The sequence below is a fragment of the Metapseudomonas cellulosilytica genome (assembly GCF_049334135.1).
Classification (GTDB): Bacteria; Pseudomonadota; Gammaproteobacteria; order Pseudomonadales; family Pseudomonadaceae; genus Metapseudomonas.
Genome location: NZ_JBHZGN010000001.1, coordinates 296,557 through 322,805 on the forward strand (window position 1 = coordinate 296,557; position 26,249 = coordinate 322,805).

At 63.6% G+C, this 26,249-nt stretch carries 26 protein-coding genes; 17 read left to right on the plus strand and 9 right to left on the minus strand.

Annotated features, from left to right (window positions below; translation table 11 throughout):
- The 5 genes from tusC (at position 1) to ACFW0H_RS01500 (ending at position 3,070) form a co-directional block, all read left to right on the plus strand.
- Positions 1–357 carry a sulfurtransferase complex subunit TusC gene (gene tusC, locus ACFW0H_RS01480; protein ID WP_422912117.1) on the plus strand — a complete coding sequence of 119 codons (357 nt, stop codon included), beginning with the start codon at positions 1–3 and terminating at the stop codon, positions 355–357.
- Positions 357–659, plus strand: a complete 303-nt coding sequence (gene tusB, locus ACFW0H_RS01485; protein WP_422912118.1) for a sulfurtransferase complex subunit TusB — start codon at positions 357–359, stop codon at positions 657–659. The genes tusC and tusB overlap by 1 nt, the downstream gene beginning before the upstream one ends.
- Entirely contained in the window at positions 656–991 is a 336-nt protein-coding gene (locus tag ACFW0H_RS01490) for a TusE/DsrC/DsvC family sulfur relay protein (protein WP_422912119.1), read from the plus strand. Before tusB ends, ACFW0H_RS01490 begins: the two co-directional genes overlap by 4 nt.
- Positions 988–1,971, plus strand: a complete 984-nt coding sequence (locus ACFW0H_RS01495; RefSeq protein ID WP_422912120.1) for a glycosyl transferase family protein — start codon at positions 988–990, stop codon at positions 1,969–1,971. The genes ACFW0H_RS01490 and ACFW0H_RS01495 overlap by 4 nt, the downstream gene beginning before the upstream one ends.
- 85 nt (positions 1,972–2,056) lie before the next feature.
- On the plus strand, positions 2,057–3,070 hold the full coding sequence (locus tag ACFW0H_RS01500) for a glutathione S-transferase family protein (protein WP_422912121.1): 1,014 nt from the start codon (positions 2,057–2,059) through the stop codon (positions 3,068–3,070).
- Here ACFW0H_RS01500 and cysG read toward each other — a convergent pair.
- From cysG to ftsK, 6 genes are all read right to left on the minus strand, one after another.
- Complete coding sequence (gene cysG / locus ACFW0H_RS01505) at positions 3,055–4,449, minus strand: siroheme synthase CysG (RefSeq protein WP_422912122.1); 1,395 nt, start codon at positions 4,447–4,449, stop codon at positions 3,055–3,057. The two genes, ACFW0H_RS01500 and cysG, sit on opposite strands and share 16 nt — an antisense overlap.
- A 122-nt stretch (positions 4,450–4,571) precedes the next feature.
- Positions 4,572–5,852 (minus strand): serine--tRNA ligase, encoded by a 1,281-nt coding sequence (gene serS / locus ACFW0H_RS01510; protein ID WP_422912123.1) that lies wholly within the window; start codon positions 5,850–5,852, stop codon positions 4,572–4,574.
- 16 nt (positions 5,853–5,868) lie between these two features.
- Complete coding sequence (gene crcB, locus ACFW0H_RS01515; protein ID WP_422912124.1) at positions 5,869–6,243, minus strand: fluoride efflux transporter CrcB; 375 nt, start codon at positions 6,241–6,243, stop codon at positions 5,869–5,871.
- Positions 6,240–7,565, minus strand: coding sequence for a replication-associated recombination protein A (locus tag ACFW0H_RS01520; RefSeq protein WP_422912125.1), 1,326 nt, complete (start codon positions 7,563–7,565; stop codon positions 6,240–6,242). Before ACFW0H_RS01520 ends, crcB begins: the two co-directional genes overlap by 4 nt.
- Before the next feature lie 12 nt (positions 7,566–7,577).
- The gene (gene lolA / locus ACFW0H_RS01525; protein WP_422912126.1) at positions 7,578–8,204 is read right to left on the minus strand and encodes an outer membrane lipoprotein chaperone LolA; all 627 of its coding nucleotides are present in this window, start codon (positions 8,202–8,204) and stop codon (positions 7,578–7,580) included.
- A 28-nt stretch (positions 8,205–8,232) separates the two neighbouring features.
- Positions 8,233–10,665 (minus strand): DNA translocase FtsK, encoded by a 2,433-nt coding sequence (gene ftsK, locus ACFW0H_RS01530; protein WP_422912127.1) that lies wholly within the window; start codon positions 10,663–10,665, stop codon positions 8,233–8,235.
- 246 nt (positions 10,666–10,911) lie between these two features.
- On the opposite strand from ftsK, the gene trxB reads away from it, so the two are divergent.
- The 4 genes from trxB (at position 10,912) to infA (ending at position 13,662) form a co-directional block, all read left to right on the plus strand.
- The gene (gene trxB, locus ACFW0H_RS01535; RefSeq protein WP_422912128.1) at positions 10,912–11,862 is read left to right on the plus strand and encodes a thioredoxin-disulfide reductase; all 951 of its coding nucleotides are present in this window, start codon (positions 10,912–10,914) and stop codon (positions 11,860–11,862) included.
- A 37-nt stretch (positions 11,863–11,899) separates the two neighbouring features.
- Positions 11,900–12,580 carry a leucyl/phenylalanyl-tRNA--protein transferase gene (gene aat / locus ACFW0H_RS01540; RefSeq protein ID WP_422912129.1) on the plus strand — a complete coding sequence of 227 codons (681 nt, stop codon included), beginning with the start codon at positions 11,900–11,902 and terminating at the stop codon, positions 12,578–12,580.
- Positions 12,581–12,634: 54 nt separating this feature from the next.
- Positions 12,635–13,342, plus strand: a complete 708-nt coding sequence (locus ACFW0H_RS01545) for an arginyltransferase (protein ID WP_422912130.1) — start codon at positions 12,635–12,637, stop codon at positions 13,340–13,342.
- A gap of 101 nt (positions 13,343–13,443) precedes the next feature.
- Positions 13,444–13,662, plus strand: coding sequence for a translation initiation factor IF-1 (gene infA, locus ACFW0H_RS01550; RefSeq protein WP_016492441.1), 219 nt, complete (start codon positions 13,444–13,446; stop codon positions 13,660–13,662).
- Positions 13,663–13,715: 53 nt separating this feature from the next.
- On the opposite strand, the gene clpA is transcribed toward infA, so the two are convergent.
- Both clpA and clpS read right to left on the minus strand, forming a co-directional pair.
- Positions 13,716–15,986: an ATP-dependent Clp protease ATP-binding subunit ClpA gene (gene clpA, locus ACFW0H_RS01555; protein WP_422912131.1), complete on the minus strand. Its 2,271-nt coding sequence runs from the start codon at positions 15,984–15,986 to the stop codon at positions 13,716–13,718.
- A gap of 28 nt (positions 15,987–16,014) precedes the next feature.
- On the minus strand, positions 16,015–16,377 hold the full coding sequence (gene clpS / locus ACFW0H_RS01560) for an ATP-dependent Clp protease adapter ClpS (RefSeq protein ID WP_044872983.1): 363 nt from the start codon (positions 16,375–16,377) through the stop codon (positions 16,015–16,017).
- A 230-nt stretch (positions 16,378–16,607) separates the two neighbouring features.
- Between clpS and cspD the strand changes: the two genes are divergently transcribed.
- Positions 16,608–16,871, plus strand: coding sequence for a cold shock domain-containing protein CspD (gene cspD, locus ACFW0H_RS01565; RefSeq protein WP_422912132.1), 264 nt, complete (start codon positions 16,608–16,610; stop codon positions 16,869–16,871).
- Positions 16,872–16,939: 68 nt separating this feature from the next.
- Here the strand turns inward: cspD and icd are convergent, their stop codons facing one another.
- A complete protein-coding gene (icd, locus tag ACFW0H_RS01570; protein WP_422912133.1) occupies positions 16,940–18,196 on the minus strand; it encodes an NADP-dependent isocitrate dehydrogenase in 1,257 nt (418 codons plus the stop codon).
- 357 nt (positions 18,197–18,553) lie between these two features.
- Here icd and ACFW0H_RS01575 point away from each other — a divergent pair, with 357 nt between their 5' ends.
- The 7 genes from ACFW0H_RS01575 (at position 18,554) to ACFW0H_RS01605 (ending at position 26,244) form a co-directional block, all read left to right on the plus strand.
- Complete coding sequence (locus ACFW0H_RS01575; RefSeq protein ID WP_422912134.1) at positions 18,554–20,782, plus strand: NADP-dependent isocitrate dehydrogenase; 2,229 nt, start codon at positions 18,554–18,556, stop codon at positions 20,780–20,782.
- 102 nt (positions 20,783–20,884) lie between these two features.
- Positions 20,885–21,328 carry an NUDIX hydrolase gene (locus tag ACFW0H_RS01580; protein ID WP_422912135.1) on the plus strand — a complete coding sequence of 148 codons (444 nt, stop codon included), beginning with the start codon at positions 20,885–20,887 and terminating at the stop codon, positions 21,326–21,328.
- 55 nt (positions 21,329–21,383) lie between these two features.
- Complete coding sequence (mnmA, locus tag ACFW0H_RS01585; RefSeq protein WP_422912136.1) at positions 21,384–22,502, plus strand: tRNA 2-thiouridine(34) synthase MnmA; 1,119 nt, start codon at positions 21,384–21,386, stop codon at positions 22,500–22,502.
- Positions 22,499–23,119: a high frequency lysogenization protein HflD gene (gene hflD, locus ACFW0H_RS01590; protein ID WP_422912137.1), complete on the plus strand. Its 621-nt coding sequence runs from the start codon at positions 22,499–22,501 to the stop codon at positions 23,117–23,119. The genes mnmA and hflD overlap by 4 nt, the downstream gene beginning before the upstream one ends.
- 109 nt (positions 23,120–23,228) lie before the next feature.
- Positions 23,229–24,599, plus strand: coding sequence for an adenylosuccinate lyase (gene purB / locus ACFW0H_RS01595; RefSeq protein ID WP_422912138.1), 1,371 nt, complete (start codon positions 23,229–23,231; stop codon positions 24,597–24,599).
- A 60-nt stretch (positions 24,600–24,659) separates the two neighbouring features.
- Entirely contained in the window at positions 24,660–25,826 is a 1,167-nt protein-coding gene (locus tag ACFW0H_RS01600; RefSeq protein ID WP_422912139.1) for a ribosomal protein uL16 3-hydroxylase, read from the plus strand.
- Positions 25,819–26,244 carry a GNAT family N-acetyltransferase gene (locus ACFW0H_RS01605; RefSeq protein WP_422912140.1) on the plus strand — a complete coding sequence of 142 codons (426 nt, stop codon included), beginning with the start codon at positions 25,819–25,821 and terminating at the stop codon, positions 26,242–26,244. Before ACFW0H_RS01600 ends, ACFW0H_RS01605 begins: the two co-directional genes overlap by 8 nt.
- Positions 26,245–26,249: the final 5 nt, after the last annotated feature.

Here is a 26,249-nt window from a genome sequence, read left to right on the forward strand (position 1 = left end):
ATGAAATCCATGTTGATCATCAGTCGCCAGGCCCCCTGGAGCGGCCCTGGCGCCCGCGAGGCACTGGATATCGCCCTGGCCGGCGGCGCCTTCGATCTGCCGCTGGGCCTGCTGTTTCTCGATGACGGGGTGTTCCAGCTGGCAGTCAACCAGCAGCCGAAGGCACTCCAGCAGAAGGACCTGACCGCCAACCTCCAGGCCCTGCCCCTGTTCGGCGTGGAGTCGCTCTACGTCTCCGCGCGCAGCCTGCAGGAACGGGGACTGGACGCCAGCACCCTGAACCTCGCGGTGGAGGTCCTCGAAGACAGCGCCTTGACCGCCCTTATCGACCGTTACGACCAGGTGCTCACCCTCTGATGGCCACCCTGCACATCCTTTCTCACTCCCCGTTCGCCGACAGCCGCCTCGCCAGCTGCCTGCGCCTGTTGGGCAATGCTGACGGCCTTCTCCTCAGCGGCGATGCCGTATATGCCTTGCAGCCCGGCAGTGTCGCGCGCAAGGCCCTGGAACTGATGCCCGACCACATCGCCCTCTACGCCTTGGCGGAAGACCTCGAAGCCCGCGCCCTCGCTGACCTGCCGCCGCGCGTGAAGACGCTGGACTATCCGGCCTTCGTCGAGCGCTGCTGCCACTTCGACAAGGTGAACAGCTGGCTATGAGCGAACTGCTGATCGACGGCCGCGCCATCCCCCTGGACAAGGATGGCTACCTGCAGCATCTGAGCGATTGGAGCCCGGCCGTGGCCGACGCCCTGGCCGCCCGTGAAGAACTCGAACTGCAGCCGGACCACTGGGAGATCCTCGAACTGCTGCGCGGCTTCTATGCCGAATTCCAGCTGTCGCCGGCCAACCGGCCGCTGGTCAAGTACGTGGCGCAGAAGCTCGGCCCGGACAAGGGCAACAGCCTGCACCTCAACCGCCTGTTCAAGGGCGCACCGGCCAAGCTTGCCGCCAAGCTCGCCGGTCTGCCGAAACCGACAAATTGCCTATGAATCTCATCACTCCAGCGGAACATCCCTTCGCACAATTCGTCCGCATCCTCGGCAAGGGCAAACGCGGCGCACGCAATATGACGCGCGAGGAAGCCCGCGAAGCCATGGGCATGCTCCTCGATGGCGAGGTGGAAGACACCCAGTTGGGCGCCTTCCTCATGCTGCTACGGCACAAGGAAGAGAATGCCGAGGAGCTGGCCGGCTTCACCGACGCCTTCCGTCAGCGCAACCTGGCGCCGAAGATCGCGGTGGACCTGGACTGGCCGAGCTACGCCGGCAAGAAGCGCCACCTGCCCTGGTACCTGCTGGCGGCCAAGGCCCTGGCCGACAGCGGCCTGCGCATCCTCATGCACGGGGGTGGCGCTCACACGGCCGGTCGCCTGTATAGCGAACAACTGCTGGAGCTGTTGGACATTCCACTTTGTCAGGACTGGGACCAGGTCGCCATGGCTCTCGACGAGCGCCAATTGGCTTTCATCCCCCTGGGCGCCTGGGCACCGCAGCTGCAGCGGATGATCGACCTGCGCAACACACTCGGCCTGCGTTCCCCCATCCATTCCCTGGCGCGCATCCTCAACCCGCTCGGCGCCCGCTGCGGCCTGCAGAGCATCTTCCATCCCGGCTATCAGGCGGAACACCGGCAGGCCAGCCAGTTGCTCGGCGACCACGCCATCGTGATCAAGGGCGAAGGTGGCGAGATCGAAGTCAACCCCGATGCCATCTGCCACCTCTATGGCACCACCGCCGGCCAGGCCTGGGACGAGGAATGGCCGGCGCTGTCCGCACTTCGCCATTTGAAGCCGGAAAGCCTGGATGCCCACCATCTGGTTGAGGTCTGGCGGGGCGAGGCCGAGGACGCCTATGGCCAGTTGGCCGTCAGCGCGACAATGGCCCTGGCCTTGCGCGGACTCGGCATGGACCGCGATCAGGCGTTCGCGGAAGCACAGCGCATCTGGGCGAACCGAAAGATATCGAACTGATCGATACTTGAGTCCATCAATTTGCGCTTTTCCATCGATCAGCTCTCGATAGACTGGACACCGAACTCAACCTCGGAGACCAATCATGGGCCTGCTGATCGATGGCAAGTGGCATGACAAGTGGTACGACACGGCCAAGGACGGGCGCTTCCAGCGCGAAAGCGCGCGGCGTCGCAACTGGATCACCGTCGACGGCGCGCCCGGACCATCGGGTCTGGGCGGCTTCCCCGCCGAAGCCGGCCGGTATCATCTCTATGTATCCCTGGCCTGCCCCTGGGCACACCGCACCCTGATCTTCCGCAAGCTCAAGGGCCTGGAGTCCCTGATCGACGTCTCGGTGGTGAGCTGGCTGATGCTGGAACAGGGCTGGACCTTCGACCCGCAATACGGCTCCACTGGCGACAAGCTGGACGGGCTCGACTACCTGCACCAGCGCTACACCCGGGACACTCCGGACTACAGCGGCCGGGTGACGGTACCGCTGCTCTGGGACCGGAAGACCGGACAAATCGTCAGCAATGAATCCTCCGAGATCATCCGGATGTTCAACAGCGCCTTCGACCACCTCACCGACAATCACCTGGACTTCTATCCGGAACCCCTGCGGGCGGAGATCGACGCGCTCAACGAGCGCATCTACCCGGCGATCAACAACGGCGTCTACCGTGCCGGTTTCGCCACCACCCAGGAAGCCTACGAAGAAGCCTTCCACGTGCTGTTCGATGAACTCGATCGCCTCGACGCCCTGCTGGAAACCCGGCGCTACCTGACCGGCGAGCGCATCACCGAAGCGGACTGGCGCCTGTTCACCACCCTGATCCGTTTCGATGCCGTGTACCACGGCCACTTCAAGTGCAACCGGCAACGCCTGGCGGACTATCCCAACCTTTCAGGCTGGCTGCGCGAGCTGTACCAGTGGCCAGGTGTAGCGGAGACGGTGGACTTCACCCACATCAAGCACCACTACTACGCCAGTCACCGAACCATCAACCCGACGGGGGTCGTGCCGCTGGGCCCGGTGCAGGACTTCAGCCGCCCCCACGGTCGTGGGCACCTGAAGGGTGCAGCGGTGGCGCGGCAGGATCAGACTCCGGCCTGATCGCCCTCGAACCAGGCCAGCTTGTCGCGCAGGGTCACCACTTCGCCGACTATCACCAGGGTCGGCGCATGAACCTCGTGCTCGGCTACCAGTTGCGGCAGATCGGCCAGGGTTCCGGTGAACACCCGCTGGTGGCTGGTAGTGCCTTGCTGGACCAGGGCCGCCGGGGTTTCGGCAGCGCGGCCGTGCTTGATCAGTTGCTCGCAGATCACTGGCAGGCCCACCAGGCCCATGTAGAACACCAGTGTCTGGCCCGGTGCAGTGAGGTCACCCCAGGGCAGGTCGCAGCTGCCGTCCTTGAGGTGGCCGGTCACGAAGCGCACCGACTGCGCATAGTCGCGGTGGGTAAGCGGGATGCCGGCATAGGCGGCACAACCCGAGGCGGCGGTGATGCCGGGCACCACCTGGAACGGAATGCCATTGGCGGCCAGCTCTTCGATCTCCTCGCCGCCACGGCCGAAGATGAAGGGATCGCCGCCCTTCAGGCGCAACACACGCTTGCCCTGCTTGGCCAGCTCGATGAGCAGGCGATTGATCTCATCCTGGGGAACCGCATGATCGGCTCGGCGCTTGCCGACGTAGATGCGCTCGGCGTCACGCCGACACATTTCGATGATCGACGACGCCACCAGGCGGTCATAGAGCACCACATCGGCCTGCTGCATCAGGCGCAGGGCGCGGAAGGTCAGCAGGTCGGGATCGCCCGGCCCGGCGCCCACCAGATAAACCTCGCCCAATGCTCGCGGAGCACCGCCGGCTACCCGCTCGGCCAGCAAGCGTTCGGCCTCGGCGCCCTGCCCGGCCAGCATGCGCTCGGCCACCGGCCCCTGGAAGACCTCCTCCCAGAACACCCGACGCTGCTGTACGTCGGGGAATAATGCCTTCACCTGGTCGCGAAACTTCTTAGCCAGGCCGGCCAGTTGGCCGTAGGCGGCGGGAATCCAGGTTTCGATCCTGGCGCGGATCAGGCGCGCCAGCACCGGCGCATCACCCGCGCTGGAAACGGCCACGATCAGCGGCGAGCGGTCGACTATCGCGGGGAAGATCACGCTGCAGAGCTTCGGCGCATCCACCACGTTGACCGGAATGCCGCGCGCCTGGGCCTGGGCCGAAACCTCGGCATTGAGGACCTGGTCATCGCTGGCGGCAATCACCAACACACAGGCATCCACATCCGCTTGCTGATATCCGCGCTGCCGGGACTCGCCACCGCTGTCCTCGACCATCTCCAGCAACTGCGCCTCGATCTCCGGCGCCACCACCCGCAGCCGCGCACCGGCGTCAGCCAGCAGGCGTGCCTTGCGCAGGGCCACTTCACCCCCACCGACCACGAGCACCTGGCGCCCTTGAAGATTGTGGAACAGCGGGAGGAAATCCATAGCAGCGCCTTCTTGCAGTATCGATTGGAGGTAAAGCTCGAACGGTCACCGCCCGCGTGCAGGTGGGCTGCGACGCGGGCGGTGAGGCTTTCCGTGCTCCTGCCCGGGCAGGGGAACGGCGATCAGCCGATGACTTCGATGCCGCCCATGTAGGGCTTGAGCACTTCGGGCACGCGGATGCTGCCATCAGCCTGCTGGTAGTTCTCCAGCACCGCTACCAGGGTGCGACCCACCGCCAGGCCGGAGCCGTTCAGGGTGTGTACCAGCTCGGGCTTGCCAGTTTCCGGGTTGCGATAGCGCGCCTGCATGCGGCGGGCCTGGAAGTCGCCGCAGTTGGAGCAGGAGGAAATCTCGCGATACTTGTCCTGGCTCGGCACCCAGACTTCCAGGTCGTAGGTCTTGGTGGCGGAAAAGCCCATATCGCCGGTGCACAGGGCCAGAACCCGGTAGGGCAGCTCCAACAGCTGCAGTACGCGCTCGGCGTTGCCGGTCATGCTTTCCAGGGCCTCGAAGGACTTCGCCGGCTCGACGATCTGCACCATTTCCACCTTGTCGAACTGGTGCTGGCGGATCATGCCGCGGGTGTCGCGGCCGGAAGCGCCGGCTTCACTGCGGAAGCACGGTGTGTGGGCGACGAACTTCAGCGGCAGTTGCTTGGCCTCGAGGATCTCGCCGGACACGATATTGGTCAGGGATACCTCGGCGGTCGGGATCAGGTAGAAGTCGGCTTCGTTCTCGCGGGAGATCTTGAACAGGTCTTCCTCGAACTTCGGCAGCTGGCCGGTGCCCTGCAGGGCCGGAGCCTGCACCAGGTACGGCGTGTAGGCCTCTTCGTAACCGTGGTCGGTGACGTGCAGGTTGATCATGAACTGTGCCAGGGCGCGATGCAGGCGGGCGATGGGGCCGCGCAGCAGGGCGAAACGGGCGCCGGAGAGCTTGGCCGCGGTCTCGAAGTCCAGCCAGCCATGCTGCTCGCCAAGGGCCACATGGTCCTTGATCTCGAAGTCGAAGCTGCGCGGGGTACCCCAGCGGCGCACTTCGACGTTGTGATCTTCGTCCTCGCCTACCGGCACGGATTCGTGCGGCAGGTTGGGGATGTTCAGCAGCAGGTTGTCCAGCTCGGCCTGGATGCTTTCCAGCTCGCGCTTGCCCTCTTCCAGTTCGCTGCCCATGCGATCCACATCGGCCAGCAGAGGGGCGATATCTTCACCACGCTGCTTGGCCTGGCCGATGGCCTTGGAACGGGAGTTGCGCTCGGCCTGCAGCTGTTCGGTGCGGGTCTGCACGGACTTGCGCTGGTTCTCCAGCGCTTCCAGGCGTGCTACATCCAGTTCAAAGCCACGGGTGGCGAGGCGTTCCGCGATTTCCCGGGTCTGGGTGCGGACCAGTTTGGCATCGAGCATGTCAGGTTCTCGTCTCTCAGATTTTCGTCAGTATCAGGCCGGCCCAGGTGGCGAGCAGACCGCCCAGCACGCTCAGCGCCCCATAGCCCAGGGCCAGTGGCAGCTGGCCGCTTTCCAGCAGGCGCAGCGTGTCGAGGGAAAAGGATGAAAAAGTCGTCAGCCCGCCCAGGAAGCCCACCATGAGTCCGGAGCGGATTTCCACTGGCACTTCAGGGCGCAGCAGGAACATTCCATACAGGTAGCCGATCAGCAGGCAGCCAACGATATTGACCGCAAGGGTACCGGCGTAGAAGTGGCGTGGCCAGTAGGCAGCCACCAGATTGCCAGTGGCGAAGCGCAGCAGGGTACCGGCTACACCGCCGGCGGAGACCGCCAGGATCAGTCCGATCACGGTTTTCTCCGCTGCCAGGGGCTGTTGCGGTCCAGGTTCTTCAGGTGCTGCAGCTTGTCGCGGATCTTCAGCTCCAGGCCACGGGGCACCGGTTGGTAGTACTGGCGTGGTTCGAGCTGCTCGGGGAAATAATCCTCCCCTGCGGCATAGGCATCCGGCTCGTCATGGGCGTAGCGGTATTCCTCGCCATAGCCCAGTTGCTTCATCAGCTTGGTCGGCGCGTTGCGCAGGTGCAGCGGTACTTCCAGCGAGCCGTTCGCGGCAGCGTCGGCCATCGCCGCCTTGAAGGCCATATAGACGGCATTGCTCTTCGGTGCGCAGGCCAGGTAGGTGATGGCTTGAGCCACTGCCAGTTCGCCTTCCGGACTGCCGAGGCGCTCCTGCACGTCCCAGGCCGACAGGCACAGGCTCAAGGCGCGCGGGTCGGCATTGCCGATGTCCTCGCTGGCCATGCGCACCACCCGGCGGGCGATGTAGAGCGGATCGCAACCGCCGTCCAGCATGCGCGCATACCAGTAGAGCGCGGCGTCCGGGTCGGAACCGCGCACCGACTTGTGCAGCGCGGAAATCTGGTCGTAGAAGGCCTCGCCGCCCTTGTCGAAGCGGCGGCGGCTGTCGCCCAGCAGGTTCTGCAGCAGCTCGGAGCCGATCTCGCCACCGTCCTCGGCCAGGTCCGCGGCGTTTTCCAACAGGTTGAGCAGACGCCGGCCATCGCCATCGGCAGCGGCCATGAGGATGGCGAAGCTCTCCTCCGGCAGGCTCAGCCGACGCTTGCCGAGGCCCTTGTCCTCATTCAGCGCACGGGCCACCAGCTTGCGCAGGGCCGCCTCGTCCAGGCTCTTCAGCACATAGACGCGGGCCCTGGAGAGCAGCGCATTGTTGAGTTCGAAGGACGGGTTCTCGGTAGTCGCACCGATGAAGATCAGGGTGCCGTCTTCCACGTAAGGCAGGAAGGCATCCTGTTGGGACTTGTTGAAACGGTGCACTTCGTCGACGAAGAGGATGGTGCGCCGGCCGTACTGGGCCGCCTGCTGCTTGGCCATTTCCACCGACTGACGGATTTCCTTCACCCCGGACAGTACCGCGGAGATGGTCTCGAAGTGGGCATCGGTGACCTGGGCCAGCAGCTTGGCCAGGGTGGTCTTGCCCACCCCGGGCGGGCCCCAGAAGATCATCGAGTGCAATGCGCCCTGCTCCAGGGCTTCACGCAGTGGCTTGCCGGGTGCCAGCAGGTGCTCCTGGCCGACGTATTCATCCAGGCTGGCGGCGCGCAGACGTGCCGCCAGAGGCTGGGCGATGGGTTCGGAGCGGAACAGGTCCATAGGGGTTACGGCTTATTCCTGAATGACGTCGGCGCCTTCCGGGATCTTGAAGTTGAACTGCGCGGCATCGATGGCCTGGTTCATCTTGACCCCGAGGAAGAGGATGTTGGTGCGCTGGCCAACGCTGTCGATCAGTTGCATGTCGTTGATCACGCCATTACGGAAGGACAGGCGCAAGGTGTCGAACAGGGTGTCCTTGGCCTTTGGCTTGAGGATGAAGTCCACCACGTCGCCACCTTCCTTGTGGGTGATCTCGAAGTTCTCGCTGATCTTCGAGATATCGCCCGACAGCAGCAGCGCCGGCGTATGGGTCAGGCGCTGGTCCAGCGTCTGGATGGTCACCTGCTGCAGGTCCGGGTCGTAGAGCCAGACCTTGTCGCCATTGGAAACCAGCAGTTGCTCCATGGGCGCGTCGGTGTGCCAGCGGAACAGTCCCGGGCGCTTCAGCGACAGCTCGCCGGAAGTCTCCTGCAATTGCGTGCCGGAGCCGTCCAGGGTCAGCTGCGAGAATCGGCCGGTAATGGTCTGGGCCTTGTTCAGCATTTCGGTCAGTCGGTTGATGGCGACCTTGTCGTCGGCCTGGACCTGCATTGCAGCCAGGCCGAGCACGGCCACCATCAGCATGCGGATCAGTCGCATGGAAATCCTCTTCAAGAATCCGTTCGGATCAGTCTCGCATCGGCGCCGGCGCGATCACCTCGCGCGAGCCGTTGCCGTTCATGGGGCTCACCACCCCGGCCATTTCCATCGCCTCAATCATCCGCGCGGCACGGTTGTAGCCGATCTTCAGCTTGCGCTGCACGGAGGAGATCGAAGCGCGTCGGCTTTCCACGACGAAGCGCACGGCCTCGTCATAGAGCGGATCGTCTTCGCTGCCTTCACCGCCACCTTCACCACCCTCGCCACCGCCGGAGAAGCCACCGCCGCCCTCTTCCGCGCCGGCCAGGATGTCCTCGATGTAGTCGGGGGCGCCGCGCAGCTTCCAGGCTTCCACCACTCGGTGCACTTCATCGTCCGAGACGAAGGCGCCGTGGACGCGGATCGGCAGACCAGTCCCGGGAGGCAGGTAGAGCATGTCGCCATGGCCCAGCAATTGCTCGGCGCCACCCTGGTCGAGGATGGTACGCGAATCGATCTTGCTGGAGACCTGGAACGCCATGCGGGTCGGGATGTTGGCCTTGATCAGGCCGGTGATCACGTCCACCGACGGGCGCTGGGTCGCGAGAATCAGGTGGATGCCGGCGGCACGGGCCTTCTGGGCGATACGCGCGATCAGCTCTTCGACCTTCTTGCCCACGATCATCATCATGTCGGCGAATTCGTCGACCACGACCACGATGGTCGGCAGGGCCTTCAGCAGAGGCGCCTGGTCTTCCATGCTCTCGCGGCGGTAAAGCGGATCGGTCAGCGGGGTGCCGGCCTCCTCGGCATCCTTCACCTTACGGTTGAAGCCGGCCAGGTTACGCACGCCCATGGCCGCCATCAGCTTGTAGCGCCGCTCCATCTCGGCAACGCTCCAGCGCAGGGCGTTGGCCGCCTCCTTCATGTCGGTGACCACCGGGCAGAGCAGGTGCGGAATGCCTTCGTAGATGGAGAGTTCCAGCATCTTCGGGTCGATCATGATCATCCGCGCCTGCTCGGGCGTGGACTTGAACAGGATCGACAGGATCATGGCGTTCACGCCCACCGACTTACCCGAACCCGTGGTACCGGCCACCAGCAGGTGCGGCATCTTGGCCAGGTCGGTGATGATCGGCTTGCCGCCGATGTCATGGCCCAGGGCGAGGGCGACAGGCGACTTGGCCTCGTCATACTCGGACGAAGACAGGACCTCGGAGAAGCGCACGATCTGGCGGTCCTCGTTGGGGATCTCGATGCCGACCGTGGTCTTGCCGGGGATGACTTCCACCACGCGTACGCTGATCACCGCCAGGGAACGCGCCAGGTCCTTGGCCAGGTTGGAGATACGGCTGACTTTCACGCCGGCGGCCGGCTGGATTTCGAAACGGGTGATCACCGGGCCAGGATGCACCGATTCCACCAGCACTTCGACGCCGAACTCCTTCAGCTTGATTTCCAGCAGGCGCGACATGGCCTCCAGGGATTCCGGGGAAAAGCTCTTCTGCTTCTTCTCGGCCACGTCGAGAATGGAAATCGGCGGCAGGGTGCCTTCGACCGCAGTGTCGATGAACAGCGGCGCCTGCTTTTCCTTCTGCACGCGCTTGCTCGACTCGGCCGGCTTGGGCGGCGGCGGTGTCGCGATGACCGGGGCCGGACGCTTCTCACGCTCGGTCATGTGCTTGGTCAGGGCCTCTTCGCGCTCGATCAGGCGCTCCTTGGCCTTGGCCTGTTCACGGCGATCCGGCACCGTAGGCGCCACCACCGCGCTGACACGGTCATCCACTTCGCGCAGCTTGGCCACCAGTTGCTTGCGTTCCGAGCGCGCCGCCCACCAACGGTTGATGGCGCTCTGGATGAGTTCGAAGAGATCCAGGGTGATCTTCCCGGTCAGGTCCATGACCTTGAACCAGGACAAGTCGGTAAACACGGTCAAACCGAAGAGGAAGAGTGCGAAGAACAGCAAGGTGCTGCCCTGCACGTTGAGTGCGTTGACTGTCAGGTGGCTGAGGCTTTCGCCCAGGGCACCGCCTGCCGAGGCGGGCAGGCCGGCATGGTCCTGGAAGTGAATATCGGCCAGGGCCGCGCCGGACAGCACCAGGAACACCAGGCCGATCAGGCGCCAGGAGAACAGCCAGCCGCTCCAGTCGATGGGCTCGTGACGATGACGGAAGACTTGCAGGGTCTTGATCGCCAGCAGCAGCGGGAAGATGTAGGCGAAATAGCCCAGGGCCATGAACAGGATATCGGCGAACCAGGCGCCCAGTCTGCCGGCGGAGTTCTGCACCTGCTCGACATTGCTGGTGTGGGTCCAGCCCGGATCAGATGAGTCGTAAGTGAGCAGCGCCATCCACAAGTAGAGGCAGACGGCGCCCAGCGCGATCAACGCACCTTCCTTGAGGCGATAATGCAATTGCTGGCGCCAGACCGGTGTCTGGGCTCTGGTCGTGGAATTCTTCAAAACGCGTCTTTTCCTGCGCACCGGGCGCGCTCAAGAGTCGGTCGAGGGTGAAAAACCGCCAGGCAGTGTGCCATCACAGGTTCCAGCCCATTCTGAACGTTGCCCATTGTACGGATTTGACCGCGCGACGCCATGCGGGGAATGGATTGTCGCTCCAGCGTTTTGGCGACGTCTCGCGCTTCGGTGTAGCATAGCCGGCAACGATTTGCGTGATGCTCAATTGGAGCATGCATTCTCTTTCGTGACAAAGACTTATGGAGCCTTTTTATGAGCGAAGTCAAGCATTCCCGATTGATCATTCTGGGTTCCGGCCCTGCAGGTTACGCCGCTGCGGTGTACGCGGCGCGCGCCAACCTCAAGCCGACCGTCATCACCGGCATCCAGCCCGGCGGCCAACTGACCACCACCACTGAAGTCGACAACTGGCCCGGCGACGTCGAAGGCCTCACCGGTCCGGTCCTGATGGAGCGCATGCAGAAGCACGCCGAGCGCTTCGATACCGAGATTGTCTACGACCACATCCACACTGCCGAGTTGCAGAAACGCCCCTTCATCCTCAAGGGTGACAGCGGTACCTACAGCTGCGACGCACTGATCATCGCCACCGGCGCCTCCGCGCAGTACCTGGGCCTGCCCTCCGAGGAAGCCTTCGCCGGCAAGGGCGTTTCCGCCTGCGCCACCTGCGACGGTTTCTTCTATCGCAACCAGGTGGTCTGCGTGGTCGGCGGCGGCAACACCGCGGTCGAGGAGGCCCTCTACCTGGCCAATATCGCCAAGGAAGTCCACCTGATCCACCGTCGCGACAAACTGCGCTCCGAGAAGATCCTCCAGGACAAGCTGTTCGAGAAGGCCGCCAACGGCAACATCCGCCTGCACTGGAACCACACCCTGGACGAAGTCCTGGGCGACAACACCGGCGTGACCGGCGCTCGCCTGAAGAGCACCGCCGACGGCAGCACCAAGGAACTGGCACTGGCCGGCGTGTTCATCGCCATCGGCCACAAGCCGAACACCGACCTCTTCCAAGGCCAGCTGGAAATGCGCGACGGCTACCTGCTGATCCAGGGCGGCTCGGAAGGCAATGCCACCGCCACCGCCATCCCGGGCGTTTTCGCCGCTGGCGACGTGGCCGACCACGTCTATCGCCAGGCCATCACCTCGGCGGGCGCCGGCTGCATGGCCGCGCTGGACGCCGAGAAGTTCCTCGACGACAACTGACAGGCAAGGCGGGCTTCGGCCCGCCCTCCCCTCCCCGATGCTCACCTGGCTCAAACGCGATTCCCTCGCCTTCCCCCCGCTAGGGCGCGCCCTGCGCGAACCCAATGGCCTGCTCGCCGCCGGCGGCGACCTTTCACCGGAACGACTGATCCAGGCCTACCGCCATGGCTGCTTCCCCTGGTACCAGGAAGGCCAGCCGATCCTCTGGTGGTCACCCGATCCGCGCACCGTTCTGCCACCACAGGAAATCCACATATCCCGCAGCCTGGCCAAGCTGCTGCGCCAGGAACGCTTCAGCGTGACCTTCGACCAGGCTTTCCCAGCCGTCATCGAAGGATGCGCCGGCCCCCGCGGGTATACCGACGGCACCTGGATCACGACCGAGATGCAGGCTGCCTACATCGAACTGCATCGCCGTGGCGTTGCCCATTCGGTGGAAGTCTGGAAAGACGGCGAACTGGTCGGCGGCCTCTATGGACTGGCCATGGGCCGGCTCTTCTTTGGCGAATCCATGTTCAGCCGCACCGATAACGCGTCCAAGGTCGGTTTCGCAACCCTGGTTCGGCGCCTGAACCAATGGGGTTTCGTGCTGATCGACTGCCAGATGCCCACACAGCACCTGCAAAGCTTCGGCGCCCGCACCATCGGCCGGGAGAAGTTCTCCCGTTACCTGCAGCTCTACCTCGACCAGCCGAACATCGCAGACTGGATCGCCTAGGCGAGCCCCGCAGGCTGACATACACTTGCTGAAGGGTTTTCCCGGGGGTTGATCATGACCGAGCTGGCTCGCCTCAAGTTCTATGCCACTCAACCGCATCCATGCAGCTACCTGCCCGAGGAGCAGGCCACCACCCTGTTCCTCGACCCCAGCCAGCCGATGGACGTGGAAGTTTACGCCGAGCTTTCGGAAATGGGCTTCCGGCGTAGCGGTGACCACCTGTACCGCCCCCATTGCCAACGATGCAACGCCTGCGTGCCAGCGCGCATTCCTGCCGACCAGTTCATCCCCAACCGCCAGCAGAAGCGCATCCTCAAGCGCAACGCCGACCTGAGCGTCGCAGCGGTACGCCCAGCGTTCACCGAGGAGTACTACGCGCTCTACGTCCGCTATATCGAACAGCGCCATTCCGATGGCGACATGTATCCGCCCAGCCGGGACCAGTTTTCCACCTTCCTGGTGCGCGACCTGCCCTTTTCCCGCTTCTACGAATTCCGCCTCAACGGCGAGCTCAAAGCCGTGGCGGTTACCGACGTCCTGCCCAACGGTCTTTCCGCGGTCTACACCTTCTACGACCCTGACGAGGAACGCCGCAGCCTCGGCCGTTACGCCATCCTCTGGCAGATCGGCGAAACCGCCCGCCTGGGACTCCAGGCCGTCTATCTCGGCTACTGGATCAAGAACTGTCGCAAGATGAATTACAAGACCCAGTACCGACCGATCGAGCTGTTCGTCAACCAGCGCTGGGTGACTCTCAGCTGAAGCCCTTGGCGAATGACGCAGTTTTCGGGCACAATGCACGCCGTTTTTGCCCGTCGCCCCCTGCGACAGGGCTCATCTTTGAATACCGAGGGCTTTACTGCATGTCGAAAGAAGACAGCTTCGAAATGGAAGGCACTGTCATCGACACCCTGCCCAACACCATGTTCCGTGTGGAGTTGGAAAATGGGCACGTCGTCACCGCGCACATTTCCGGCAAGATGCGCAAGAACTACATCCGCATCCTCACCGGCGACAAGGTTCGCGTCGAGCTGACGCCGTACGATCTGAGCAAGGGCCGCATCACCTACCGCGCCCGCTGATCGGATAGTCACAAAAAAGCCCGGCAATCGCCGGGCTTTTTTGTTTCTGGCCCTCAGGCCATTTCCGCCGTGGTCTCGAACTCGAAGCTGAGCTCCTCATCCTTGACATCGACGTGCACCACGCCGCCGTGCTCAGCCAGCTCGCCAAACAGGATCTCCTCTGCCAGCGGCCGCTTGATCTTGTCCTGGATCAGCCGCGCCATGGGACGAGCCCCCATCTGCGCGTCATAACCGCGCTCAGCCAGCCATCCACGCGCCTCATCACTGACCACCAGCTGCACACGCTTGTCTTCCAGCTGTGCCTGCAGTTCGGTGAGGAACTTGTCGACGACGCTCTTGATCACCTCATGGCTCAGGCGGCCGAACTGGATGACGGTATCCAGGCGGTTGCGGAATTCCGGCGTGAAGCTCTTGCGAATGACCTCCATGGCATCCGAGGAGTGATCCTGCAGGGTGAAGCCGATCGACGGACGCGCGGCGGTCTCAGCCCCGGCATTGGTGGTCATGATCAGGATCACGTTGCGGAAGTCCGCCTTGCGGCCGTTGTTGTCGGTCAGGGTGCCGTGGTCCATCACCTGCAGCAGCAGGTTGAAGACTTCCGGATGGGCCTTCTCGATCTCATCCAGCAACAGGACGCAGTGCGGCATCTTGGTGATGGCTTCGGTCAACAGACCACCCTGGTCGAACCCGACATAGCCCGGAGGCGCACCGATCAGGCGCGAGACGGTGTGCCGCTCCATGTACTCGGACATGTCGAAGCGAACCAGCTCGATACCCATGGCCTTGGCCAACTGGCGCGCCACTTCGGTCTTGCCGACACCAGTGGGACCGGCGAAGAGGAAGGAGCCCACCGGCTTGTCCGGCGACTTCAGACCGGCTCGGGAAAGCTTGATCGCGGTCGACAGGGAATCGATCGCGGCGTCCTGGCCGAACACCGTCAGCTTCAGGTCGCGCTCCAGGTTACGCAGCAGCTCCTTGTCGGAACTGCTCACGTGCTTCGGAGGAATACGCGCGATCTTGGCGACTATGTCCTCGACCTGGGCCACCTCGATACGCTTGGCACGCTTTTCCTCCGGCTGCAGACGCTGGTACGCACCCGCTTCGTCGATCACGTCGATCGCCTTGTCGGGCATGTGCCGGTCATTGATGTAGCGAGCCGCCAGCTCTGCCGCGGCACGCAGCGCCTCGTCGCTGTATTCGATGTGGTGATGCTGCTCGAAGCGCGCCTTGAGCCCCTTGAGGATGCCGACGGTGTCTTCCACCGAAGGCTCGGTGACGTCGACCTTCTGGAAGCGCCGCGCCAGGGCGCGATCCTTCTCGAAAATGCCGCGGAACTCCTGGAAGGTGGTGGAGCCGATGCAACGGATCTCACCGGACGACAGCAGCGGCTTGAGCAGGTTGGACGCATCCATCACCCCACCCGACGCCGCACCGGCACCGATGATGGTGTGGATCTCGTCGATGAAGAGGATGGCGTGCGGGCGCTTGCGCAACTCGTTGAGCAGCGCCTTGAAGCGCTTCTCGAAATCGCCACGGTACTTGGTGCCCGCCAGCAAGGCTCCGAGATCCAGGGAATAGACCACGCTGTCGGCCAACAGGTCGGGGACCTGGTTGTCGACGATGCGCTTGGCCAGCCCCTCGGCGATGGCAGTCTTGCCCACACCCGCCTCGCCCACCAGCAGCGGGTTGTTCTTGCGGCGGCGCGCCAGGATCTGCGCGACGCGCTCCACTTCGGGCTCGCGACCGACCAGCGGGTCGATGCGCCCCAGGCGGGCCAGTTCGTTCAGGTTACTGGCATAGGCATCCAGGGGATGGCCGGAAGCAGCGGCCTCCCCGCCCTCCTCGTCCTGCATCTCCTGGTCGTGATCGTGCTGCTCACCGTGGCCCGGGACCTTGGAAATCCCATGGGCGATGTAATTGACGACATCGATGCGCGCCACACTCTGCTGCTTCAGCAGGAATACGGCCTGGCTTTCCTGCTCACTGAAGATCGCCACCAGTACATTGGCGCCAGTCACCTCTCGCTTGCCGGAACTCTGCACATGGAACACCGCACGCTGCAGGACGCGCTGGAAACCGAGCGTCGGCTGGGTTTCGCGATCTTCGTCGTGCTGCGGGATCAGCGGGGTGGTGGAGTCGATGAACTCCTGCAGGTCATGCCGCAGTTTGTCCATATTCGCGCCACAGGCGCGCAGCACGGTGGCCGCAGCGTCGTTGTCCAGCAGGGCGAGCAGCAGGTGCTCGACCGTCATGAATTCGTGACGCTTGGCGCGGGCCTCCTTGAAAGCAAGATTGAGGGTGACTTCGAGCTCGCGGTTCAACATGGCTTCACCTCATACCCAAGCGGCGGCTTTAACCGTCCTTCTCGATCTCACAGAGCAGCGGATGCTGGCTCTCTCTCGCATATTGATTGACCTGCATGGCCTTGGTTTCGGCTATGTCGCGAGTGAACACGCCACAAACCGCCCGGCCTTCCGTATGCACGGTCAGCATGATCTTGGTGGCGAGTTCCCGGTTCATACCGAAGAACGTCTCGAGCACCTCGACCACGAAATCCATAGGGGTGTAGTCATCGTTAAACATCACCACCTTATACATAGGTGGCGCCTGCAGGGCCGGCTTGGCCTCTTGCACCGCCAGGCCGGTGGAGTCGTCCTCATGATGCTGCGGACCATCCTGATTGAATGTTAGTCGAATCTGGCTGCTTGCATGCATGCTGGAAATAAAGGTCATGGATGAATGAAAAACGGCCGTTGGAAAGTCTTTGATCCGTTTCTCAGGCGATGCGGAGAACGCCTTGACTAACGGCAAAACGGTGTTACAACCAGTGGATACCCGTCTTCGGGTATCAGGGGTTCCGCGCGCGTGGCCAAGGTGGCCTTCAGGGCGTGGAGTCGAAGTGGATGATACTCCAGTGATGGAGTCCTTTGCAGAGGGATATCAGCATGCTTAGCGGTAAGGTCAAGTGGTTCAACAACGCCAAAGGCTACGGATTCATCCTGGCCGAAGGCCGAGATGAGGACCTGTTCGCCCACTATTCGGCCATCCAGATGGACGGCTACAAGACGCTAAAGGCTGGACAGCCGGTAAGCTTCGATATCATCCAGGGCCCGAAAGGGCTGCATGCCGTGAATATTCGCCCGGTCACGGCCACCACCGAAGCACCTGCCACCATCAGCCAACCCCAGGGCAGCACGGTACAGGTTTGAGCCCCCGCAATATTTGGGCATGAAAAAGGCCGGTCAGATGACCGGCCTTTTTGTGTCCGCCCTCAGGCTCACATATGAGCAATGATGGCGTCGCCGAACTCGGAGCACGACAGCAGCTTGGCGCCATCCATCAGACGCTCGAAGTCGTAGGTCACGGTCTTCGCGGCGATGGCACCATTGGTGCCCTTGATGATCAGGTCGGCCGCCTCGGTCCAGCCCATGTGGCGCAGCATCATCTCGGCGGAGAGGATGACCGAACCCGGGTTCACCTTGTCCTGGCCGGCGTACTTCGGCGCGGTGCCGTGGGTCGCCTCGAACATGGCGACGGTGTCGGACAGGTTGGCGCCGGGGGCGATGCCGATCCCCCCCACCTCGGCCGCCAGGGCGTCGGACAGGTAGTCACCGTTCAGGTTCAGGGTGGCGATCACGTCGTACTCGGCCGGACGCAGCAGGATCTGCTGCAGCATGGCATCGGCGATCACATCCTTGACCACGACGTTCTTGCCGGTACGCGGGTTCTTGAACTGCATCCACGGCCCGCCGTCCAGCAGCTCGGCCCCGAACTCATCGCGAGCGACTTCGTAGCCCCACTCCTTGAAGGCACCCTCGGTGAACTTCATGATGTTGCCCTTGTGGACGATGGTCACGGAGCTGCGATCGTTATCCACGGCGTACTGCAGGGCCTTGCGCACCAGGCGCTTGGTGCCGTCCTGGGAGACCGGCTTGATGCCGATGCCGCAGTTCTCGGTGAAGCGGATCTTCTTGACGCCCATTTCCTCGGTGAGGAACTTGATGACCTTCTCGGCCTCGGGACTGCCGGCCTTCCACTCGACGCCGGCGTAGATGTCTTCGGAGTTCTCGCGGAAGATCACCATGTCCACGTCGCCAGGCTTCTTGACCGGGCTCGGCACGCCTTCGAACCAGCGCACCGGACGCTGGCAGACATAGAGGTCCAGCTCCTGGCGCAGGGCCACGTTCAGCGAACGGATACCGCCACCGACCGGCGTGGTCAGGGGGCCCTTGATGGAAACGACGTAGTCACGAACGGCTTCCAGGGTCTCTTTCGGCAGCCAGGTGTCCTGGTCATACACCTGGGTGGCCTTCTCTCCGGCGTAGACTTCCATCCAGGAAATCTTGCGATCGCTGCCATAGGCCTTGGCGACCGCGGCATCCACCACCTTGATCATGACCGGACTGATGTCGACGCCGATGCCGTCACCTTCGATAAAGGGGATGATCGGGTTGTTCGGTACCTTCAGGGACATATCTGCATTGACGGTGATTTTGTCACCGACTGCGGGCACCTGGATCTTTTGGTATCCCATGCTGAGCTCCATGTTGTGGTTGAGAACGCTCTTGCAGCTCGTGAGCCTACTCCAGTTAATCGGTGATCGACCATATCTTCCTTAGTCGAAAACACAGGCCTGCGTCGCCCCACCGAAAGGAGTGGTATACTGCGCGCCGTGACTTGACAGTCATCGGGGTCGAGCAGTCTGGGACCAGACTCACTGTCCTCGCAGCGGCCGGACCACCACCATGGTTCAGTCGTACAACGCTCTACTGGCGCTCCATTACCCCCGCGGCAATTCTCGGCTGAGCTCAACGTCGACATTGAGCGAATGCGTCTACCAGTGCGCTTCGAGAGTCTGTGCGCGCCCAGAAAAGAAGAGAGTTAAACGTTCATGTCCAACCGTCCGAAGATAACCTACACCTTCACCGACGAAGCCCCCGCGCTCGCCACCTACTCGCTCCTCCCCATCGTCAAAGCCTTCGCCGCCTCAGCAGGCATCGACGTCGAAACCCGCGATATCTCTCTTGCAGGACGCATCCTGGCCTCCTTCGCTGACAAGCTCGCAGCCGACAAGCGCATCGAAGACGACCTGGCCTACCTGGCAGTTCTGGCCACCTCGCCCGACGCCAACATCGTAAAACTCCCGAACATCAGCGCCTCCGTGCCGCAGCTCAAAGGCGCCATCGCCGAACTGCAGGCCCTGGGCTACAGCGTTCCGGCATTCCCGGAAGACCCGCAGACCGAAGAAGAGAAGGACGTCCGCGCCCGCTACGCCAAGGTCCTGGGCAGCGCCGTGAACCCGGTCCTGCGCGAAGGCAACTCCGACCGCCGCGCCCCGGCAGCCGTCAAGGCCTACGCCCGCAAGCACCCGCATTCCATGGGCAAGTGGAGCATGGCCTCCCGCTCCCACGCCGACTACATGCGCGGCGGCGACTTCTTCTCCAGCGAGCAGTCCATCACCATGGCCAAGGCCGGTGACGTGCGCATCGAGTTCGTCGGCAAGGACGGCAAGGTCGAAGTCAAGAAGCAGCTCCCCCTGCAGGACGGCGAAGTCCTCGACAGCATGTTCATGAGCTGCAACAAGCTGCGCGCCTTCTTCGAGAAGACCCTGCAAGACTGCAAGGAAACCGGCGTGATGTGGTCCCTGCACGTCAAGGCCACCATGATGAAGGTCTCCCACCCCATCGTCTTCGGCCACGCGGTCAGCGTTTACTACAAGGACGTGTTCGACAAGTACGGCGAACTGTTCAAGGAACTGGGCGTCAACCCGAACAACGGCATCAGCAGCGTCTACGACAAGATCAAGGCGCTGCCGGCTTCCCAACAGGAAGAGATCCTCCACGACATCCACGAGGTGTACAGCCATCGTCCGGAAATGGCGATGGTCGACTCCGTGAAGGGCATCACCAACCTGCACATCCCGAGCGACGTCATCGTCGACGCCTCCATGCCGGCCATGATCCGCAACTCCGGCCAGATGTGGGGCAAGGACGGCAAGCAGAAGGACACCAAGGCGGTGATGCCGGAGAGCACCTACGCCCGCATCTACCAAGAGATGATCAACTTCTGCAAGACCAACGGCGCCTTCGACCCGACCACCATGGGTACCGTGCCGAACGTCGGCCTGATGGCGCAGAAGGCCGAGGAATACGGCTCTCACGACAAGACCTTCGAAATGACCGCCGACGGCACCATGCGCGTCGTGGCCGCCGATGGCACCGTGCTGATGCAGCATGAAGTGGAAGCCGGCGACATCTGGCGTGCCTGCCAGACCAAGGACGCCCCGATCCGTGACTGGGTCAAGCTGGCCGTTACCCGCGCCCGCCTGTCCAACACCCCGGCCATCTTCTGGCTGGACCCGGAGCGCGCCCACGACCGCGAGCTGGAGAAGAAGGTCGAGCTGTACCTGCAGGACCACGACCTGACCGGCCTGGACATCAGCATCAAGGGCTACAACGAAGCCATCCGCACCAGCATGGAGCGCCAGATCCGCGGCCTGGACACCATCTCGGTGACCGGCAACGTCCTGCGCGACTACCTGACCGACCTGTTCCCGATCATGGAACTGGGCACCTCGGCCAAGATGCTGTCCATCGTTCCGCTGATGGCGGGCGGCGGCATGTACGAGACCGGCGCCGGCGGTTCGGCTCCGAAGCACGTACAGCAGCTGGTGGAAGAGAACTACCTGCGCTGGGATTCCCTGGGCGAGTTCCTGGCCCTGGCCGTTTCCCTGGAAGAGACCGGCATCAAGACCGGCAACGCCAAGGCCAAGCTGCTCGGCAAGACCCTGGACGAAGCCACCGGCAAGCTGCTGGACAACAACAAGTCGCCCTCGCGCAAGGTCGGTGAAATCGACAACCGCGGCAGCCACTTCTACCTGGCACTGTACTGGGCCCAGGCCCTGGCCGCCCAGGACGAAGATGCCGAGCTGAAGGCCCACTTCGCTCCGCTGGCCAAGACCCTGACCGAACAGGAAGCGGCCATCGTCGCCGAACTGAACGGCGTCCAGGGCAAGGCCGTGGACATCGGCGGCTACTACCGCTCCAACCCGGAGCTGACCAGCCAGGTAATGCGCCCCAGCGCCACCCTGAACGCTGCGATCGACGGCCTGCTGGCGTAATCGCCGCAGGACGCAACAGGAGACCCCGGGCCAGTGCCCGGGGTTTCTTTTTTGCGCTTTGCGCGCCTTATCATGTCGCCTTTCTTTTTCCGGAGCCCTCCGATGACCTGGCAACCCCACATCACCGTCGCAACCGTGGTCGAGGACCAGGGCCGCTTCCTCCTGGTGGAGGAAGAAGCCGATGGCCGCGCCGTGTTCAACCAGCCGGCCGGCCATCTGGAGGCCGACGAAAGCCTGCTCCAGGCCGCGCTGCGCGAGACCCTCGAGGAAACCGGCTGGGAAGTCGAACTCACCGCCGTCACCGGCATCTATCTCTATACGGCGCCGAGCAACGGCGTGACCTACCAGCGCGTGTGCTTCGCGGCACGCCCTCTGCATCACCACCCCGACCGGCCGCTGGACGAAGGCATCATCGGCCCGCGCTGGCTGACCCGTGACGAGCTGCTGGCCGAGCAGGACCGCTGGCGCAGCCATCTGGTCCTGCGCTGCATAGACGACTACCTGGACGGCGAGCGCTTCCCCCTCAGCCTGATCCGCGTCGCCTGACCACCGCCCAGCCTGATAGAATTCCGCTTTTGCTTAACAGCCAGTGCAGATTCCCATGCGTGATCCAGCCAATACCCGCGTCATAGTCGGCATGTCCGGCGGCGTCGACTCTTCGGTTTCCGCCCTCCTGCTCCTCGAACAGGGTTACCAGGTGGAAGGCCTGTTCATGAAGAACTGGGACGAGGACGACGGCACCGAGTACTGCACCGCCAAGGTGGACCTGGCCGATGCCCAGGCCGTCTGCGACCGCATCGGCATCAAGCTGCACACCGCCAACTTCGCCGCGGAATACTGGGACCACGTGTTCGAGCATTTCCTCGCCGAGTACAAGGCCGGTCGCACGCCGAACCCGGACATCCTCTGCAACCGCGAGATCAAGTTCAAAGCCTTCCTCGACTACGCCCTGTCGCTCGGCGCCGACCTGATCGCCACCGGCCACTACGTGCGCCGCCGCGATATCGACGATCGCACCGAACTGCTCAAGGGCCTGGACCCGAACAAGGACCAGAGCTACTTCCTCCATGCCGTCGGCGGCGAGCAGATCGCCCGCACCCTGTTCCCCGTGGGCGAACTGGAGAAGCCGGAAGTACGCGCCATCGCTGAGAAGTACGGCCTGGCCACGGCCAAGAAGAAAGACTCCACCGGCATCTGCTTCATCGGCGAACGCCGCTTCACCGACTTCCTCAAGCAGTACCTGCCAGCCCAGCCCGGCGATATCGAGACCACCGAAGGCGAAGTCATCGGTCGTCACCACGGCCTGATGTACCACACCATCGGCCAGCGCCAGGGCCTGGGCATCGGCGGTATGAAAGATGCCAGCGACGAGCCCTGGTACGTGCTGGCCAAAGACCTGGCGCGCAATGTGCTGGTGGTCGGCCAGGGCAACGAACACCCCTGGCTGTTCTCGCGCACCCTCAAGGCCTCCGAGATCTACTGGGTCAACCCCATCGACCTCAGCCAGCCGCGCCGCCTCAAGGCCAAGGTGCGCTACCGCCAGGGCGACCAGCCCTGCACGCTGGAAAAGACCGCCGACGGTTACGTCGCACTGTTCGACGAAGCGCAACGCGCGGTCACGCCCGGCCAGTCGGTGGTGTTCTACGATGGAGATATCTGCCTCGGCGGCGGCGTGATCGAGAGCACCGAGCCCTGGGATGCCGGAGTGCAGCGCCCATGAACCAGACCCGCGAACAACTGGTCGCCCTCGGCGCCGTCTTCGAAGCCGCCGCCCTGGTGGACCGCATCGCCAAGACCGGCCAGATCAGCGAGCCGCCGCTGGGCTGCATGCTCGGCAGCCTGCTGGTGCGCGACCCGAAGGACACCCTCGAGGTCTACGGCGGCGACGACCTCAACCTGCGCGACGGCTACAAGGCCCTGGCCAGCGCCCTGGAGCGCGAACCCGCCAGCCTGCAGCGCGAGCCCCTGCGCTACGCCCTCGCCCTGCTCACCCTGGAACGTCAGCTGGCCAAGCGCGGCGACATGCTGGAAGTCATCGGCAATCGCCTGGACCAGATCCAGCAGCAGGTGCAGCACTTCGGCCTGGTGCACGACAACGTCATCGCCGCCTGCGCCAGCCTGTACCAGGACACCCTGAGCACCTTCCGCCAGCGCATCCAGGTACACGGCGACATGCGCCACCTGCAGCAATCCAGCAACGCCGCGAAAATCCGCGCCCTGCTCCTCACCGGCATTCGTGCCGCGCGCCTCTGGCGCCAGCTCGGCGGCAATCGCTGGCAGCTGCTGTTCGGCCGCCGCAAGCTGCTCAACGAGCTCTATCCCCTCCTGCGCGGCTGACTCCTGACGCGCCATGTATCGACGACCATGGCGCTTCTGCAGCGAGCGCGACGAAATACATGTATGATGTGCGCCCCTTTTCGTTGACCGATTGTCCGAGAACGCCCTCATGCAGCTTTCCTCGCTCACCGCGGTTTCCCCCGTAGATGGCCGCTACGCCGGCAAAACCAGCGCCCTGCGCCCGATCTTCAGCGAATACGGCCTGATCCGTTGCCGCGTCCAGGTAGAGGTTCGCTGGCTGCAGCGCCTTGCCGCCCATGCCGGCATCCCGGAGGTCGCGCCCTTCTCCGCCGAAGCCAACGCCCTGCTCGACAAGCTGGCCGAAGACTTCCAGCTGGAGCACGCCGAGCGCATCAAGGAAATCGAACGCACCACCAACCACGACGTCAAGGCCGTGGAGTACCTGCTCAAGGAGCAGGCCGCCAAGCTGCCGGAACTGGCCAAGGTCAGCGAATTCATCCACTTCGCCTGCACCAGCGAGGACATCAACAACCTGTCCCACGCCCTGATGCTGCGCGAGGGTCGTGACCAGGTGATCCTGCCGCTGATGCGCCAACTGGCCGGCGCCATCCGCGAGCTAGCCGTGCGCTTCGCCGACATCCCGATGCTTTCCCGCACCCACGGCCAGCCGGCCTCGCCCACCACCCTGGGCAAGGAAATGGCCAACGTGGTCTACCGCCTGGAGCGCCAGATCGCCCAAGTCGCCGCCGTGCCGCTGCTGGGCAAGATCAACGGCGCCGTGGGCAACTACAACGCCCACCTGTCCGCCTACCCGGAGGTCGACTGGGAAGCCAACGCCCGCGAATTCATCGAAGGCGACCTGGGCCTGGCCTGGAACCCCTACACCACCCAGATCGAGCCGCACGACTACATCGCCGAGCTGTTCGACGCCATCGCCCGCTTCAACACCATCCTCATCGACTTCGACCGCGACGTCTGGGGCTACATCTCCCTCGGTTACTTCAAGCAGAAGACCATCGCCGGCGAGATCGGTTCATCCACCATGCCGCACAAGGTCAACCCGATCGACTTCGAAAACTCCGAAGGCAACCTGGGTATCGCCAACGCGCTGTTCCAGCACCTGGCCAGCAAGCTGCCGATTTCCCGCTGGCAGCGCGACCTGACCGACTCCACCGTGCTGCGCAACCTCGGTGTCGGCTTCGCCCACAGCGTCATCGCCTATGAAGCCACCCTCAAGGGAATCAGCAAGTTGGAGCTGAATGCTCAGCGCATTGCTGAAGATCTGGATGCCTGCTGGGAAGTCCTCGCCGAGCCGATCCAGACCGTGATGCGCCGCTACGCGATCGAGAATCCGTACGAGAAGCTCAAGGAACTGACCCGTGGCAAAGGCATCAGCCCTGAAGCCCTGCAGACTTTCATCGATGGCCTGGACATCCCGGCCGAGGCCAAGGCCGAACTGCGCAAACTCACCCCCGCCAGCTACATCGGTAACGCCGTAGCCCAGGCCAAGCGCATCTGATCGGTTTTGAACCAATGCACGCCCGGCTGTGCCGGGCGTTTTTATTTCAAAGGCTTAGACATGAATCCTGATACTCCTCTTCAACTTCTGGGCGGCCTTACCGCGCGCGAATTCCTGCGCGATTACTGGCAGAAAAAGCCGCTCCTGATTCGCCAAGCCATCCCCGATTTCGAAAGCCCCATCTCGCCTGACGAGCTGGCGGGCCTGTCCCTGGAAGAGGAAGTCGAATCGCGCCTGGTGCTCGAACACGGCGAACGCCCCTGGGAGCTGCGCCGCGGCCCCTTCGCCGAAGACACCTACCAGAACCTGCCCGAGAAGGACTGGACCCTGCTGGTCCAGGCAGTCGACCAGTTCGTCCCGGATGTCGCCGAACTGCTGGAGCAGTTCCGCTTCCTGCCCAGCTGGCGCATCGACGACGTGATGATCAGCTTCGCCGCCCCGGGTGGCGGTGTAGGGCCGCACTTCGACAACTACGACGTCTTCCTGCTGCAAGGCCAGGGCCGCCGCCGCTGGAAGATCGGCCAGATGTGCGACGCCGAAAGCGCGCTCCTGCCCCATGCCGACCTGCGCATCCTCGCCGACTTCCAGCAGACCGACGAATGGGTACTGGAGCCGGGCGACATGCTCTACCTGCCGCCGCGCCTGGCCCACTTCGGCATCGCCGAGGACGACTGCATGACCTACTCCGTCGGCTTCCGCGCCCCCAGCGCCGCCGAAGTGCTGACCCACTTCACCGACTTCCTGGCCCAGTTCCTTCCGGACGAAGAGCGCTACAGCGACGCCGGCACCGAACCCACCAGCGATCCGCACCAGATCCAGCGCGACGCGCTCGATCGCCTGAAGGCGCTGCTCAATGAACACATGAGCGACGAGCGCCTGCTGCTGACCTGGTTCGGCCAGTTCATGACCGAGCCGCGCTACCCGGAACTGGTGGCCGGCGCCGAGGTGGAGGAAGACGACTTCCTCGCCGCCATCGAGGACGGCGCCGTGCTGGTGCGCAATCCCAGCGCCCGTCTGGCCTGGTCCGAAGTGGATATCGGCCTGGTGCTCTTCGCCAGCGGCCAGAGCCGCCTGCTGCCGGTCAACCTGCGGGAACTGCTGAAGCTGATCTGCGCCGCCGACGCACTGCATCTGGAGAATCTCGGCCAATGGCTGGCCGATGACGAGGGGCGTAAGCTTCTTCTGGAACTGGTCAAGCAAGGGAGCCTGGAGTTTGCCGATGAGTGAGATACATGTCCGTGTTGCAGACTGGCAGAAGGACAATGCCGACCTGCGACGTATCCGCGAAACCGTATTCATCGCCGAGCAGTCCGTCGCGCCGGAATTGGAGTGGGATACCGAAGATGCGGACGCCGTGCACTTTCTCGCCTTCGAGCGGGACTATGCTATCGGCACCGCCCGCCTGCTGCCTGATGGCCACATCGGGCGTGTTTCGGTACTCAAGGATTGGCGTGGACTGAAGGTCGGCGACCGGCTGCTGCAAGCTGCCATCGCCGAAGCTGAACGTCGCGGCCTGAAGCGCCAGATGCTCTCCGCCCAGGTCCATGCCACCGCATTCTACGAGCGCCACGGCTTCAAGGTCGTCAGCAGCGAGTTCCTCGAGGCTGGCATCCCCCACGTGGATATGGTGCGCGAAAACCAGTAGAGGCC